Genomic DNA, 15,325 nt, shown 5'->3' on the forward strand with positions numbered 1-15,325 from the left:
CTTTTTTCTCTATCGCTACGCGTTAGAAATTGTAAAATGCAAAGATAAGATTTTTTCTATCGCGGAATCTGGGTTGAAGGGATGACATCCCCCTTCGCTCCGCTCTTCCCTCCTTTGAAGGGGGGGAAGGGGGGATGTTCACCGGCCAACAACTCAACACCCGAAGAGCATACAAGGGCTGAAGGCCTGAATGAAATTCATGCTTGTTTGTTCTATTGCGGAATCTGGGATAAACCTGATGAGACGAAAAGAGGAATTGGGTAAACATGTACTTTCGCAAGAAAAAAGAACGAAAACGTAGGGAGTGGACGTACACTTTCATCGTGAATATCTCGTACAGACAGAGGAAAGTATGAAGTATACCAGTTGTCGATTACCGGAAGGATTCGGAAAAGAAGGCCGTAGAACGTCCGTTGCGAACTGGTCGGATACGATTCACTTCACTGGGAAAGCGCCTTTCCTGCTATTGGGAAAGCACCTTTCCTAATACTGGGAAAGTACCCTTCCTGCTACTGGGAAGGCATCTTTCCCGCCACTGGGAAAGCCCCCCCTTCCTAATACTGGGAAAACACCCTTCCCAATACCGGGAAAGCACCTTTCCCAATAGGCCTTAATCGTAACTTGTCATTCGTAATTGTTTAATGTATGTCAGGTAGCCGATCAGCAAGTTAATCAGCCCGAGCATGCATTCTTTCGTATGATTGACAAAAGCGAAGGTGATCATCCATAACGAAGCGGCGATAAAGATGATCTGGAAAAGAGGAAAAGCGGGACTTCTGAAACTTTCTACGTTGTCAGGGTGCTCTTTCTTCCTGTATCGGACGAGGATGACACCGATCACGACGAGCAGGGTAGAGATGCTTAACAACACTCCGCAGTAGATCATGATTTGTTCGAAGGTACCGCTCAGCAGCAGGACGGTACTGATCGCGAACTGTAGCCATAAGGCTCTCCGCGGCACATCATGGTCACGTGCCTTGAAAAAACGCCAAAGCGGATATTCACGGGCGATGCTTGCCGTTACCCTCGGGCCGATCCAAATCATGGCGCTGATGCCTGAGACGAGCAGCGCCGAGAATCCCCATCCGAAAAGCGCGGCCGCTCGTTCGCCGAGCATCGAACGAATACCGGGTGTGGCAATGTTTAATTGCCCGACCAGTTCGTGCAAAGGAGTATGTTTCAGAAAGACGTATTGCAGCAGCGTATACAGTGCGGTTACGATGCATGTTCCGTAGATCAGCGATCGGGGAATCGCCTTCCTCGGATGCTTAAACTCTTCCGTGATATAGGTTGCCGCGTTCCATCCCGAGTAGGAATAGCTGACGTAGATCAAACTGACGGCAAAGGCCGATGAACCACATTCCCATAGATAGTTGCTGTCGAAAAGAAGGGCATTGTCATTATTGGCAGGGAGGAAAAGGCCGACAATAATGATCGCCAATATCAAAAGCACTTTAAAGAGGGTGCTGATGTTTTGGAAACGCGCGCTGTAACGCAAGTCGAATGTGTGAATCAACGTAATCAGCAGAGTGATGGCAATGGCTGTCCATACAGGAGATGCCGGTCTTACGGGCAGATAATCGGCGAAAGCGAAAGCTGAGAGTGCGATCGGGGCAGCGAATCCGACGGTCAGCGAAATCCAGCCGGATAAGTATCCTACGACCGGATGATAGATGCGGGAGAGGAATGTAAATTCTCCGCCCGACTTTTTGATGAGCGTGCCGATCTCCGCATAACTGAAGGCGCCGCTTAACGCGATAAGCCCCCCACATAACCATAAAGTCAGGATTGTAGCGGTGTTATGTAGCGAAACGAGCTGAAAGCCCAAGCTGGTAAACACACCGGCCCCGATCATGTTGGCCACCACAATCGATGTGCCGGTAAGTGTGTTGATCTTGCTTTTCGACACCGGAGCGGTCTATTTTAGATGTTCTTCTGCTGCCACAGCATCGAGCAACAGTCGGTATGCCCGTACCGTGCTGTCGGCATTCAGGTAACGGTCTCTTAATTTTTCATACCTTTCCAGCACCTGCATCGAGCGATGATACAGCAAGGAATCGACTTCGCGCGAAGGCTCGTAGTCTTTGGGATACGCATAGACGAAATAACCTTCTTTAGACTGATGTGTGGGGATGTTGAAAAAGTTACGGGGCGTCGGCTTCTGTATGTCACGACGCGTGTGACTGGCCTCAACGAAAAAGTCGACGGCATAATCCGGATAACCGAACAGATACCCATACCCTCGGTATCGTTCGTAGATTCCTGCGTTCTCTATGGTCGATACCACGGTAGCCGGGTCGGCACCGGGTACAAGACCGTATTGTCCGAAAAAGCTCTCCTTTGCTTTGAGCAGGCTGTCTAAAAGGCTGACACGTACTACGCTCAACTGTATCGTGCGGTTACTGTCCTGATGTGCCCGGTAAGGAATAAAGACAAACGCCAGATCGGGCAGGCGGATTGCGTTGATGGCTTTCTGCACATGCGACAGGCGGTCTAAGTATCGGCCTTTTTTGGCTCTGTCGACAATCTCGGGGCTGCTCCGTTTGGCAGAATCGGTATTGGCCAGAGGCATCCTGTAAAGCTTCAGAGAACTCATCGGCTTGATACGTCCCAAAAGGGTGTAGACTGCCTCGCGGTCTAACCCCGTCTGTAAGATGGAATCGATTAATAAGGCGCTTTCGTCGGGTGCGGCTTGTTCCGTCACTGTTCTTGGCAGAGTGTGCCGGCTGCTTCTGCAACCGAGCAGTAAAAAAACGACCAGGAACATACTCCAGCAATGTTTCATTACCATATTGTTTCTTCTTTTTTGTGTTTTGATTTCGTCGTTAGAAATTGCAACCTACGCTGATTGATAACATGTTTCTATTGCCGAAACGCTTATTTTGTGCTTTGGCATAAGAAGCATCCGCGCGAACGTACACGTTCACGTCTGCGGCATGGTTTATTTTCTGCGAATAAACGCCTGAAAGATGCGCGCCAAAGAAGCCCGATGTATCGTATTCATTGTCTTTCTTCTCTAACTGCGAATGTATCGGGTACTCTTTATAAGCCCCTCCGTACAGATAGCTTCCGTCGATATTTTTTCCGTACATCAGCCGGGTGCCCACCAGCAGCTTCTTCGACAACTTGTCCGACAAGGTGAAATTGCGCTTCCCGAAAGCTTCGAACACAATGTTTCTGGCGTGCTTCCTACTTTTGGGCAGGAGATATTCGTCATTCAGATCCGTATAATTTATTTTACCTCCAAGCAGGTATTTGTACTCGTCACCCTGATTCTTCGTCCATGAATATCCGACACTCAGGTATTTGCTCGCATAAATTGAACGGATGCTCTTATACAGTGTGACGTATCCTTTGAATGTCTCCGTATCGTCGAATTTCGTAACATACTCGATGCCCTTCACCATGCGCTGCATATATTCGAGATCAAGATAATGCGTATGATCTTCTCCTTTCGTTTTGAGCGATGCTTTCTGATGCCACACACGATCGATGACCGTACCTTCTTTTCTCGGGTTCGTAAACGAAACCTCGGCATCTTCTACACTCGTGAGATAATTACCCGTCAGCATCAGATCGATACTCCCCGAGTAATGATACTGCAAGCCTGCTCCAAGGCTTTTACGGATATAGTTCGTCGTTCTTCCGCTGCCGATACCGATGATGGCATTTCCCAAACCGCGCAATTCGTAAAACGGCTGATCGATATAGACGTTGACGTTTGACATATTCGACTCCTCCTTGAAAACCCCGTATTCGAGATTCAAACCGAGGCGATTGTGGCTATTGACGGAGTAAACGACTCCGGGACGGACGGAGAGCTTCATCGCATAATTCTCCGTGCGGATATCGCGTTGCTTGGCCGCCAGATAAGCATAGTATTCTCCTCCGACACCGAATAACCATTTCTCTCCGATAGCAGGGAAATTGATCTTGTATTCCAGTTCGTAATACTGATTGTTCCAGTCGCTCGAGAGCGTGTCGGCCACGAAGTAAGGCATGCCGCGATAAGGGGTGATCAGCGAAGCGTTAAACCTCGCATCCTTGACCGCGTTCCGTGCGTAATCAAATCTTCCCCAGAAATAGAAGTCGCGAATATTTACGCCTCCTTCGGTATTTAGCGTAAGATTTTTGTTCTTGTCTCCTTCCATCACCCGATGATACTTGCCGTTTTGCAGCGTATATCCTCCGGAGAGCGTCGCGTAGTTCTTTGATTGATCGAGCTTCAGACCGGCCGCGTTCGACGATTGATTCCAAACCCACGTCATTTTCATTTTTTCGGCTGCTACCGGTGAGAGGCCGGCTTCCTGTGCTGACGTGACGGCGACCGACGAAAGGAAAAGCCACAAGAGAAATTGCTTCTTATATGTTGTTCGTTGCATAGCGTTTCTTTTTACTTCAAAATGATACTTATTTTAGGGTATGATTCCAACTCGGCATTTTAGCGTTGTAGCGTCTGAACATGGGAACGACCCCTCTTTCAAAATCTTCCGTACTGTTGTTCGTATCTTGCAAAAAAGGAGTTCCATCAGGGTTCTCTCCGATCTTTTTACGGGCTACACCGAGTGAATTATAGGTCGCACCGACGGTCGTGATTCCGGCATCCAGTACGCCCGGCATCCGCTTGGCATTGACCTTCGTCTCGTCGTCTACGGCTTCTACACCGTCTAACACATACTCAATCGGAATCTTTGCATAGAGCATCTTGGATGAACTGCTCTGGTCTTTTGTCTGTAATGCCGGATTATTGACCGGATCATACGTCTCTCCTTCGGGCACTTTGAAAATAACGTAGGCGCCACCGAAAACAGAAGTTAAATATTGGGGTGCCCTTCCTTTATCGGCCTTTCCATTGAAATAGACATGTTCCATATCGAGGGCCGGTTGATCCGGGAACTTCGGATTGTTCATATTAAATTCGAACTCCGAGCTGAAACAGTCGACAGGTGAATTCGGATTGTAAATGTCGAGCTTATGATTGGCAGCGAACTGTGAAATCACGCAACTCTCACCGGGCTTCAAAGGGTAAGTCGTTCCATTGCCGGGAAACTTCCATATCCTCTCGGTGTAGACATATTTGTCGCCGTCCTCCTGAGGCCATACGGGAAGGGTTGACGTCGACTTGGTCGGATACAGCACGGCAAAATAAATACCGTCCAAATAGTGAAGCTCTTCCGAGTTGTTATATATTTCGTAAAACTGATTCCGGAAATAGAAATTCGCGGTTCCCGAATAGAAGATTTCTTTGAATATAAGCGGACTGATTTTCTGACCGGAAATAGGCAAATCGATCGTCGCACGATTATTCAATATGGGATGGTTCACTAAACTGCCATTTAAATAATACGATACGCCCTCCTTGTTCTTCAATTTTCCCGAGATGACGATGCTGTACATTCCGGGAATCAGATTGCCAATCTCTATGGTCGAGGAAGTGAGTTCTTTTTCCACGCGGATTCCTTCGACATAATTATTCAAAATAAGTTTCAGTCCGTTCGTGTTATCAAAGCCGGACAATGTGATTTTGGACCGAATGGTAATGGAGATCGGCGTTATTTCTTTCGTTTCGAGGGCATCGGAAAACGACTCGCATGATACCAGCAAAGACGCTAACCCGATGAGTGCAAAATATATTTTTTTATTCATAGTCAAACGTGTATTAATGGATTAATAAATTGACTTCTAATCCGAAGAAGAAATCTTTGACAGGGAGGAATCCTCTGCTTCCTTGATGGAATGATCCGGGGCTGCGCTTCGATTCCACCACCGGATAATATCTGAACATGTTGTTCGCGAAGAAGGAGACACGCATAAAATTACGTATTTCTTTCGTGATATTGATATTGAAGTTGAATAACGGCGGGATGGATTCAACGATGTACAAGGCATCGTTGCGTCGACGAAGAATGGATTTAAACTCTGGCTCATCCTTCTTCGAGGGATCGAAGTCATATTGCTTTCCGTCGTTTTTGGAGATGTAAGCTACGGGGATGGTGTCGTTGCCGAAAGTATAACGGTCTCGCTGGCTCCAGACGGTCTCCATCGTGAGGGTAACGACAAATCCTATTTCGGGGATGTTATGCGTAGCTCGTAAGGCGGTCGAGAAGCGGTCGGTTTTATGTTTGGACATCGCCGGGCCATACAGTCCGACGTGGGTGCGCGAAGCGCCTCCTTCACCGCTGTTGTGATAATACGAATAGGTGTCCTGATAATTCTCGTTCTGCATGTAAGCGCCTGAGAAAGAAAAGGCGGTACGAATGGCGTCGATCCGGTTGAGGCGTAAATCGAACTCAACGCCTTGGCTGTTCATGACCAAATGGTTCGAGGGAACATAATATTCCGCCAATACAGGATGAGCAGCCGATAATTGATAAACCGGTTGATTATTCTTGCCTTCCACGCGTTTATATTGTTTAAAAGTAACCGGATTGAATCTGGGCGACATGGAATAGCCATTCTTCAGGTGCTCTTTAAAGGCTGTGAGATAAAGCTGGAAATCATCGAATAAAAGGTCAACTCCGACCTCTGCTTTCGTGTTGGTTGCCGCTTTCAAGTCGTGATTCTTGGTGTCGAAGATTCGTGTTGTCGTCATAAAGATACGTTGATCTTTGGGAATCCGATCGTTCGGTATCTCATTGATGTTGATGTATTCGAAGTATGCTTTCTCCGGATACAAATAAACCAGGGTCGGCATCTTTGCCGTCACGCCGTATCCGGCTTTCAGGAAAACCTTTTGAGGAATCACTTCGAGTGACGCATTGATACGGGGTGACAAGACGTTCTCTACGTCTTTCATCATGTCGTATCGTAATCCTGCCTGAATACGTAATTTGTTGTTCGGGGTAAGGTGTGCGGTCAAGTTCTCTTCCACAAAGAACGAACCGTGCCGGATAAATGGAATGTCTTTGTAGGCACGCGGTCTGAATGTGGCGTTGAGCGCTTGTAAATTGCGGTAAGGCGGAGCCATCCGGTCGAAGACCTTCCCTTGCCCGACATTTCCCTCCAAGCGATATTCTCCTCCGAGCAATATCCGATGATCCGTTTTACCCCATCGTTTAAACAAGGTGGCCGATAATTTGGCAAACGCATGAATCTCTTTTCCGTAAATGTCATATTTCCCTTTGTAGGTGGAAGGCAGAAATACGGCCTGATCCGAAGGATTTACGTGCGTATAGTCGGTAATCTTCTTCCCATCCGCATCATATAAATCGAGGCCGGGTTTGTTGGTGATGATAGCACCGTCGACCGTCGTCATGGAGTAGGGAGCGTTCGCCGCGGTATATAATTCTTCATAATGACTTTTTTTGTCCGTATAGCTTCCAGATAATGCATATTTGATATTTTTCAACCAGCTCTTATCTTTAAAATAAATGGTTCCGTTTGTGTTTAAAGACAATTTGGCATCTTTACCGCTTGACACGGTTTCCGTGATTTTATCGTCCGGATTACGGTCTCGTTTAGCTTGTCCGTACATGAAATCTACGATGGTATTGCTTTTCCATCGATTGTTTAAAAATACATTCGAGTAGATGGCTTTGGACGAGAAGCGCCGATAATATCGATATGATTGAACCGGCGTATTTACATTATATGTATAGTCGGCGCTCAGGTTTAAATCGCCGCGGTTCTTCCCCAAGTTGGCGCCCTTCTGTGCAAAGAAATGGTAAATATTCGGGTTTGTCCGCGCCTTGATGTTTAACGGAGTCTTACCGGCTTTCGATTTGACTAAGACGGCACCCGATGTTAAATCGCCATATTCCGCCGAGGGGATTCCCCGTATCACTTCGACCGATTCGATAGTCTCGAGCGAGATGTTTCTCGTGTCAACTCCTCCCTCCGGCGAAGCCGTTCCTCCTAACGCATTTAAATTTCCTACTACGGCAGGATGCATGGCCTGCAGATTCGCATTGTTCGAGAGCGGTGATCCGTCTTGTATAATGGTCGCGCCAAGCGCATTCATCGCTGACTCTCCCCAACCATTTGAATTTCCGACGGTGCGGATATTGATCTGAGAAGCGTAGTTTAGATTGGGATTGGCAGTGATTCCTCCCGGCAGTAAGGCTAATACGTTATTTAAACTTACCGATTGGAGGTGTTCGATCGCTTTATGAGAGATGGTGGAGGAAGTCGATTGTCCGCTTCGTCCCGGCTCCACGGTTACAACAACTTCTTTCAATCGGAAATTATCTTCCTTTAACAAGAAATCAACGTTCGTATCGGCATGCAACTTCAAAAGCGTATCTACCGTTACTTTCCCGATAAAAGACACTTTAAGTCTCACGTCTCCTTCAAGGATGTGAGTGAGTGTGTACTCGCCATTCGCATCACTTGTCGTTCCGAAACCGGCTGCTTCGATCGTCAGCGACGCTCCGGGAAGAGGTTGTTTTTGATGTCCTGCGGTCTCCTCATACACGGTTCCCCGTACAGCGTATTTCTTTTGACTCAAAAGAGGAATTGCGTTAAAAGACATACAGATTATTCCGCAGAGGATAAAAAGGATTTTTCGTTCTATTCTTATCATAGTCATTGCATAAATTTATCAGACAGTCGTCTTGTCCTATTCTACTAAACAATCTTTTGTTAATTTATTTTTAAGGTGCAAAGATAAGGCATCATGTCGTTCATCCCAATCCCTATTTTAGGGGATTTTTGAGAGGAGAAAAGAACGTCGGTATGCTTCAGAAGTGCGATGAGAAGACCAAAGTCGACTCAGTGTATGCGATAAAAAACAGATACTGTTTCGGTTGTACGTTCAAAAAAAAGCTATACCTTTGCCTGACGAAGTTTGAGGGTGATGAAAAAAGGCACAAAAAAACGATATAGACTGGGATTAGCACTAAGTGGAGGCGGAGCAAGGGGCTTCGCGCATATTGGCGTATTCAAACTGTTGGAAGAGTGCGGCATTCGGCCCGATATCATTGTTGGAACGAGTGCCGGAGCGTTGATGGGTACTTTATTTGCCAGTGGACATACGGCCGGCGAAATCAAACAAATGTTTACCGGTCGCGAGTTTTCGGAATTTGCGCAACTGCAAATCCCGAAAGCCGGATTGTTTGACAGTAGCCGTTTTAGCCAGTTTGTTGAACGTCATCTGCGGGTAAAAACATTCGAGGAGCTTCAAACGCCAATGATTGTTGTCGCCACGGATCTCGATCACGGGTGTAGCCATAATTTCTCGTCCGGCCCTATTGCCGAGCCGATTCGGGCCTCATGCAGTATTCCGATTATTTTCAACCCCGTGACCATTGACGGAGTCCATTATGTAGACGGGGGACTCTTTCATAACTTTCCCGTATCGGTGATTCGTGATCTATGCGATGTGGTGATCGGTGTGAATGTGAACCCTTACACGTCGCCGAAATACAGTCAAAATATTTACAGCATCGCTGAACGGTCGTTTCATTACCTCTTTGAAGCGAATACAGCTGAGGATCGAGCGAAATGCGATTTGCTGATTGAAACTCCGGAATTTGGAAAATATAAAATGTTCGACTTGAAGAATGTCGACCTCATTGTTCATGTCGGATATCATACAGCCCTCAAGGCATTCCACAAATTTGTGAAAGTATCTGACAAAAAAGAGATACTGGCTCATGCCTTTTTAGAAAGAAATGCAATCAGCACTTAACAGAATATTATGGAAAGAGACGAAAAAGTATTTATTTATCAAGCTTTCCCGAGAATTTTCGGAAATATGACGCACCCATGTGTAAAGCATGGGAGTTTGCGGCAAAACGGATCGGGAAAATTCAACGACTTTACCCCGGTCGCCTTAAAGGCGATCAAGCATTTCGGTATCACGCATATATGGTATACCGGTATCATTGAGCATGCCACGCAGACAGACTACACCGCTTTCGGCATCCACAAAGACCATGATGCCGTGGTAAAAGGCAAAGCCGGTTCACCTTATGCCGTCAAAGATTACTACGATGTAGACCCCGATCTTGCCTGTCGTATTCCTGACCGTATGGCCGAGTTCGAAGCGCTCGTCGAGCGTACGCATGAGGCCGGACTGAAAGTCATCATCGACTTCGTTCCCAATCACGTTGCCCGACAATACCATTCCGATGCTAAAAATCCGCTTGTGCACGATTTGGGAGAAGACGACAACCGAAATATCGCTTTCGATCCCAACAATAATTTTTACTACTTGCCGGGACAAACGCTGGAGCTGCACTTTGGTGCCCAACAGGAAGACTTCGAATACAGTGAATTCCCGGCCAAAGTAACCGGAAACGATTGCTTTTCGGCATGTCCGGGGCAAAACGACTGGTACGAAACGGTTAAACTGAATTACGGTGTTGATTTCGACCATGGAAAACTCGGACATTTCTATCCTGTGCCTGACACTTGGAAAAAGATGCTGGAGATCCTGAGGTTCTGGATTGGAAAAGGAGTAGACGGTTTCCGTTGCGACATGGCCGAGATGGTGCCCGTGGAGTTTTGGGAATGGGTCATACCTCGCGTACGCAGCTGGAAACGTGTGATCTTCATCGCCGAAGTATATAATCCGTCGCTTTACCGCGATTTCCTGAAACGCGGTCAATTCGATTATCTGTATGACAAGGTCGGCCTATACGATACGCTGCGGGAGGTGATGTGCGGGCGTGCTCCGGCCAGCCGACTGACCAAATGTTGGCAGGCCGTGGACGATATCCGCCCGCACATGCTGGCTTTTCTCGAAAATCACGACGAACAGCGGATTGCTTCCGACTTCTTTGCCGGTGAAGCGCAAGTCGGAATACCCGCATTCCTTACGGTTGCTACGATGGGCACCAATCCGGTAATGATCTATTGCGGACAGGAATTGGGCGAACGGGGGATGGACGAAGAGGGCTTCAGCGGACGTGACGGACGCACAACCATCTTCGACTACTGGAGCCTCGAATGTCTCCGTAACTGGAACAACGGCGGACAGTTCGACGAAGCACTGTTGACCGACGAGCAGAAAGCTTTGCGTAGGCAATATGCCGCCATCCTCCATCTCGCCGCGACGGAAAAGGCCGTTCGTCAAGGGAAATTCTTCGACCTGATGTACGTCAACCTCCATAATCCGTATTTCGATCCGCACCGGCAGTACGCATTCTTGCGCAAATCAGGCGGTGAAGTTTTGTTGGTGGTCGCGAATTTTGACCGGAAAGCACACACGGTACGCGTTAACATCCCCGACGAAGCTTTCCGAAGCCTGTCGATTCCGGATAATCAACCTGCCGAACTGACCGACTTGCTTTCAGGAACGAAGAGTATCGGTACGCTGACGTCTACTTGTCCGTACGAGGTCCTTCTGCCGGCATGTTCGGGAAAAGTATTAAAATTCGACTATGTTGCTCGGAGTTGAATATTTTTTCGGTCGGACGAGAGTTTTTCGATAAACAGAGAGGTGGTTTCGGAAGAAGTTTCTATTTTTGTACCACAATTCTTAAATTAAAATTCGATCTGATGAGTGCACATACTCCTTTTGCTGTCTTTTCGGGAACAAACTCCCGTTACCTTGCAGAAAAAATCTGTAATAGTCTGGGCTGTTCGATGGGACAGATGAACATTGAACACTTCTCCGACGGCGAGTTTTCCGTTTCGTACGAAGAAAGTATACGCGGGAAAGACGTATTTTTAGTACAATCTACGTTCCCCAATGCCGACAACCTGATGGAACTCCTGCTGATGATGGATGCCGCCAAACGTGCTTCGGCACATTCGGTCATTGCCGTGATTCCGTATTTCGGGTGGGCGCGTCAAGACCGAAAAGATAAGCCGCGCGTTTCCATCGGGGCGAAAATGATTGCCGATCTGTTGAGTGTGTCCGGTTTGAACCGGCTCATCACGATGGACCTGCATGCGGATCAGATTCAGGGTTTTTTCGATGTGCCGGTCGACCATCTGTATGCTTCGTCGGTATTCCTCGATTATATCAAAACGCAGCTCCCGCTCGACAATCTCGTGATGGCGACCCCCGATGTGGGTGGTACAAAACGTGCCAGCAGTTATTCGAAATTCCTCGAGATACCGATGGTTATTTGTTATAAAAAACGTCTTAAAGCCAACGAGATTGCGGATATGAGGATTATCGGTGACGTGGAAGGGAAAGACGTGTTGTTGGTTGATGACATTGTCGATACGGCCGGAACGATTACGAAGGCAGCCGACCTGATGATGCAGAATGGTGCCAAATCCGTACGGGCAATGGCAAGTCATGCCGTGATGTCCGACCCGGCTACGATGCGCATCGACCAGTCGTCGTTAAAAGAAATGATTTTCACCGATTCAATTCCCTATACGAAGAAAAGCGAAAAGATCACGGTACTGTCGGTGGCCGAAATGTTTGCCGAAGCCATCCGGCGTGTGTGCCGTGACGAATCGATCAGTTCGCTCTATGCGATCAAGTAACGGAGGCTGTTTGTTAAATGGTTGATTACGAATTGTAAATCGCGAATGACGATCTGCTGACGATTGAAAACTTGATTACTGATTGCTGTGAAAAGCCCTGCGGGCGTTTGATTGTTGGTTTGATTGTTTCTGAGCCCAACTGACTGCCAAACAAAAAACATCGAAACAACTAAACGCCCGAAGGACTGGATACAGACAGTCGAATAACAATTATCAAACAATGCCATGATTTTGGATTTTCCGAACATTAAAGAAGAACGGTTGCCGCGCTTTAAAGGCGGCGAAAAGGAGTATATCGCACGTATGTTTGTTGATGAGCATAACCGCATCATGTACGGCCGGCTTGAACCCGGTGCGTCCATCGGTATGCATCTGCACGATACGAGCAGCGAAGCCATTTATATTTTGCAAGGGAACGGTAAGGTGCTGATCGACGAAGGGGAAGAGAGAGTGAGCGCAGGGCAGTGTCATTACTGCCCGAAAGGCCATGCACACAGCCTCGTCAACGACAGTGATGCCGACCTGATCTTTTTTGCCGTCATCCCGCAACATGAAAGCGTAGGATAAGCCTCTTGCTGCGCTTTTTATCAGATAATCATTCCGCTCCCGATGCAGAGATGATGGTCTTTGTCGTATACGACAGCAAATTGTCCGGGCGCGATACCCTGCATCTTGTCGTCGCTACGGATCGTATATAAGTCACCGAAACGACGGATATAGCCATGCGTGAACTCGGGAGTGTGACGGATCTTGAACGTGATTTCTTTCTCATCCTCGAACGTGCCCCAGATATCTTCGGTAATAAAATGAAAGCCCTCCATGCGGATCGTTTTGCCGTATTGCGTTTCCGGATCGTAACCGTTCGAGACGTAGATAATATTCTCATCCACGTCTTTCCGGATCACAAACCACGGCCCTCCACTCAAACCTAATCCCTTACGCTGACCGATGGTGTGAAACCAGTAGCCCTGATGCTTTCCAATTACCCTTCCGGTCTCCAGTTCGATGATTTTCCCTTCACGACGACCAAGATAACGTTCGATAAAATCGTTGTAATCGATCTTGCCGAGAAAGCAGATGCCCTGACTGTCTCTGCGCTGTGCGCTCGGCAGGTTTTGTGCCGAGGCGATGGCACGTACCTCGCTCTTCATCAGGTGTCCGATCGGAAACATCAGTTTGGAAATTTGCAGATTCGTGATCTGACCGAGGAAGTCCGTCTGATCTTTCACGGGGTCTTTTGCTGTCGACAGCCATGTCCGACCGTTGATCTCCGTTGTTGTCGCGTAATGTCCCGTAGCGATTTTATCGAAATCTTTTCCCCATCGGTCTTCAAAGCATCCGAATTTGATGTAGCGATTGCACATCATATCGGGGTTGGGAGTCAGGCCGCGTTTTACGGACTCGATCGTATAGCTGACCACCTTGTCCCAATATTCGTCGTGCAGCGAGACAACCTCCATCCGGCAGCCATATTTCTTTGCTATATATGTAGTCATTTCGATATCTTCTTCCGCCGGACAGTCGATGTATCCGTCCTTGTCCTCCATCCCGATACGGATATAAAAAATGGTCGGCTCGTAGCCTGCCTCTTTCAGCAGATGTACTACGACCGAGCTGTCTACGCCTCCGGAAACCAATGCGACTATTTCCATACTCTTACCGATAACTTTTCCGCAAAAGTACAAAAAAGACATCTTTCGAGCAACGGAACCGCTTCGCTCCTGCCGATTGGCATAGAGAATCCCCTCTTTTGGGGATTGCGGCATCTCTCCTTTCGTCGTACCTTTGGAGTCGGATGAACAAGCGCATATTGATATTCGGTTCAGGAGTGATCGGCTCGGTCTACGGTGGACTGCTGGCAAAGGCGGGCTATGACGTGAGCCTGCTTGCTCGTGGTAAGCGTCTGAAGGATTTGCAGGAGAAAGGGCTGCTTTTGCGACGGGCGATGCGCCCGCAGGCCGAGACTGAAACTGTCGGTGTACGTGTCGTCCCCGAGCTATGCCCCGACGATGCTTACGATTACGTCTTTGTTACCCTGCGTGCCGAGCAGGTCGAAGAGGCACTTCCCGTATTGGCTACCAACACTTCGAGTTGTTTCGTTTTTATGGTGAATCATGCCGATGGCTACGACTGTTGGGAGTCAACCATAGGTAAGGATCGAGTGATCGCAGCCTTTCCCGGGGCGGGCGGAAGGGTTGACGAAGAGGGTAAGGTTTTTTACAGCCTCACTAGCCGCCCCATTCAACCCACCACCTTGGGCGAACCCGACGGAAGTCTTACACCCCGTATCCGCGAATTGCGCCGGATGTTGCGCAAGGCCGGCTTCCCGACTGTCATAAGCCGCAACATGGACGCGTGGCAAAAAACGCACCTTGCTCTGGTTTGTCCCTTAGCCTGTGCCATCTATTTCGATGGCGGAAACAGCCGCACGCTGGCAAACAACAGGCATGTCCTCACCCAACTTTGCAAAGCCTTAAGAGAAACCTTTGCCTTTATACAACATTCGGGGATAGGTATCACTCCCGGCAAGTATCGTTTTATGCGTGTTGTTCCGCTGCCTCTTATGCGCTTTGTGCTGTCTCACATCTACGCTTCGTCGTGGGCGGAAACCTTTATCGACGACCATACCCGTCATGCCCGTGGCGAGATGATGCACCTTACCGAAGCCCTTATTGCTTTGGCTGCCCGCCACGGATGCGAACTGATCGAACTCGGAAGGCTCTTAACCGGTAGAATCGATTCAAAATAGACTTTCGGGAACAAATGGACGTTTCTTTATCCCTGATACATTTTACGCGCTCTTGCTTATTTACATAATAGAAGAGATTTAGCGTTTTCGATAAAAAATATATCTTTGTAGTTGCTTCTTGTCATGTAGTATTTTTTACAGCAAATGGAATGCAATAAAGAATTCTTTTTAACTTTACAAGTTAGACAT

Annotated in this window: 11 protein-coding genes; 5 read left to right on the forward strand and 6 right to left on the reverse strand. The window is 47.9% G+C overall.

Translation table 11 applies throughout. The features are described 5' to 3' along the window. Window positions 1-610 precede the first annotated feature (610 nt). The 5 genes from EII41_RS06730 to EII41_RS06750 are packed head-to-tail and all read right to left on the reverse strand — an operon-like array spanning window position 611 to window position 8,446. The gene (locus EII41_RS06730; protein ID WP_124789953.1) at window positions 611-1,909 is read right to left on the reverse strand and encodes an APC family permease; all 1,299 of its coding nucleotides are present in this window, start codon (window positions 1,907-1,909) and stop codon (window positions 611-613) included. Between the two features lie 9 nt (window positions 1,910-1,918). Continuing rightward, complete coding sequence (locus tag EII41_RS06735) at window positions 1,919-2,791, reverse strand: hypothetical protein (protein ID WP_260425509.1); 873 nt, start codon at window positions 2,789-2,791, stop codon at window positions 1,919-1,921. A gap of 34 nt (window positions 2,792-2,825) precedes the next feature. Beyond that, window positions 2,826-4,382, reverse strand: coding sequence for a DUF6850 family outer membrane beta-barrel protein (locus tag EII41_RS06740; protein ID WP_124789954.1), 1,557 nt, complete (start codon window positions 4,380-4,382; stop codon window positions 2,826-2,828). Between the two features lie 28 nt (window positions 4,383-4,410). Then, entirely contained in the window at window positions 4,411-5,646 is a 1,236-nt protein-coding gene (locus tag EII41_RS06745; RefSeq protein ID WP_124789955.1) for a DUF4876 domain-containing protein, read from the reverse strand. A gap of 13 nt (window positions 5,647-5,659) precedes the next feature. Beyond that, a complete protein-coding gene (locus tag EII41_RS06750; RefSeq protein WP_260425510.1) occupies window positions 5,660-8,446 on the reverse strand; it encodes a TonB-dependent receptor in 2,787 nt (928 codons plus the stop codon). A 345-nt stretch (window positions 8,447-8,791) separates the two neighbouring features. Between EII41_RS06750 and EII41_RS06755 the strand changes: the two genes are divergently transcribed. The 4 genes from EII41_RS06755 (at window position 8,792) to EII41_RS06770 (ending at window position 12,954) form a co-directional block, all read left to right on the forward strand. Then, window positions 8,792-9,628 (forward strand): patatin-like phospholipase family protein, encoded by an 837-nt coding sequence (locus EII41_RS06755; RefSeq protein ID WP_411292588.1) that lies wholly within the window; start codon window positions 8,792-8,794, stop codon window positions 9,626-9,628. 9 nt (window positions 9,629-9,637) lie between these two features. Then, on the forward strand, window positions 9,638-11,341 hold the full coding sequence (locus EII41_RS06760) for an alpha-amylase family glycosyl hydrolase (RefSeq protein ID WP_124789956.1): 1,704 nt from the start codon (window positions 9,638-9,640) through the stop codon (window positions 11,339-11,341). 101 nt (window positions 11,342-11,442) lie between these two features. Then, window positions 11,443-12,387: a ribose-phosphate pyrophosphokinase gene (locus EII41_RS06765; protein ID WP_124789957.1), complete on the forward strand. Its 945-nt coding sequence runs from the start codon at window positions 11,443-11,445 to the stop codon at window positions 12,385-12,387. Between the two features lie 225 nt (window positions 12,388-12,612). Then, window positions 12,613-12,954 carry a cupin domain-containing protein gene (locus tag EII41_RS06770; protein WP_124789958.1) on the forward strand — a complete coding sequence of 114 codons (342 nt, stop codon included), beginning with the start codon at window positions 12,613-12,615 and terminating at the stop codon, window positions 12,952-12,954. Window positions 12,955-12,974: 20 nt separating this feature from the next. Here EII41_RS06770 and mnmA read toward each other — a convergent pair whose 3' ends face one another. Next, entirely contained in the window at window positions 12,975-14,039 is a 1,065-nt protein-coding gene (mnmA, locus tag EII41_RS06775) for a tRNA 2-thiouridine(34) synthase MnmA (RefSeq protein WP_124789959.1), read from the reverse strand. A gap of 143 nt (window positions 14,040-14,182) precedes the next feature. On the opposite strand from mnmA, the gene EII41_RS06780 reads away from it, so the two are divergent. Beyond that, the gene (locus EII41_RS06780; protein WP_124789960.1) at window positions 14,183-15,136 is read left to right on the forward strand and encodes a ketopantoate reductase family protein; all 954 of its coding nucleotides are present in this window, start codon (window positions 14,183-14,185) and stop codon (window positions 15,134-15,136) included. The last annotated feature ends 189 nt before the right edge of the window (window positions 15,137-15,325 follow it).

This window comes from Tannerella forsythia (genome assembly GCF_003860135.1).
GTDB lineage: Bacteria > Bacteroidota > Bacteroidia > Bacteroidales > Tannerellaceae > Tannerella > Tannerella forsythia_A.

What these genes read in the sequence shown, in the direction of transcription:
- EII41_RS06770 (WP_124789958.1), top strand. Translation starts at nt 12,613, where the DNA reads ATGATTTTGGATTTTCCGAACATTAAAGAAGAACGGTTGCCGCGCTTT.
- EII41_RS06765 (WP_124789957.1), top strand. Translation starts at nt 11,443, where the DNA reads ATGAGTGCACATACTCCTTTTGCTGTCTTTTCGGGAACAAACTCCCGT.
- mnmA (WP_124789959.1), bottom strand. Translation starts at nt 14,039, where the DNA reads ATGGAAATAGTCGCATTGGTTTCCGGAGGCGTAGACAGCTCGGTCGTA.
- EII41_RS06745 (WP_124789955.1), bottom strand. Translation starts at nt 5,646, where the DNA reads ATGAATAAAAAAATATATTTTGCACTCATCGGGTTAGCGTCTTTGCTG.
- EII41_RS06740 (WP_124789954.1), bottom strand. Translation starts at nt 4,382, where the DNA reads ATGCAACGAACAACATATAAGAAGCAATTTCTCTTGTGGCTTTTCCTT.
- EII41_RS06735 (WP_260425509.1), bottom strand. Translation starts at nt 2,791, where the DNA reads ATGGTAATGAAACATTGCTGGAGTATGTTCCTGGTCGTTTTTTTACTG.
- EII41_RS06760 (WP_124789956.1), top strand. Translation starts at nt 9,638, where the DNA reads ATGGAAAGAGACGAAAAAGTATTTATTTATCAAGCTTTCCCGAGAATT.
- EII41_RS06780 (WP_124789960.1), top strand. Translation starts at nt 14,183, where the DNA reads ATGAACAAGCGCATATTGATATTCGGTTCAGGAGTGATCGGCTCGGTC.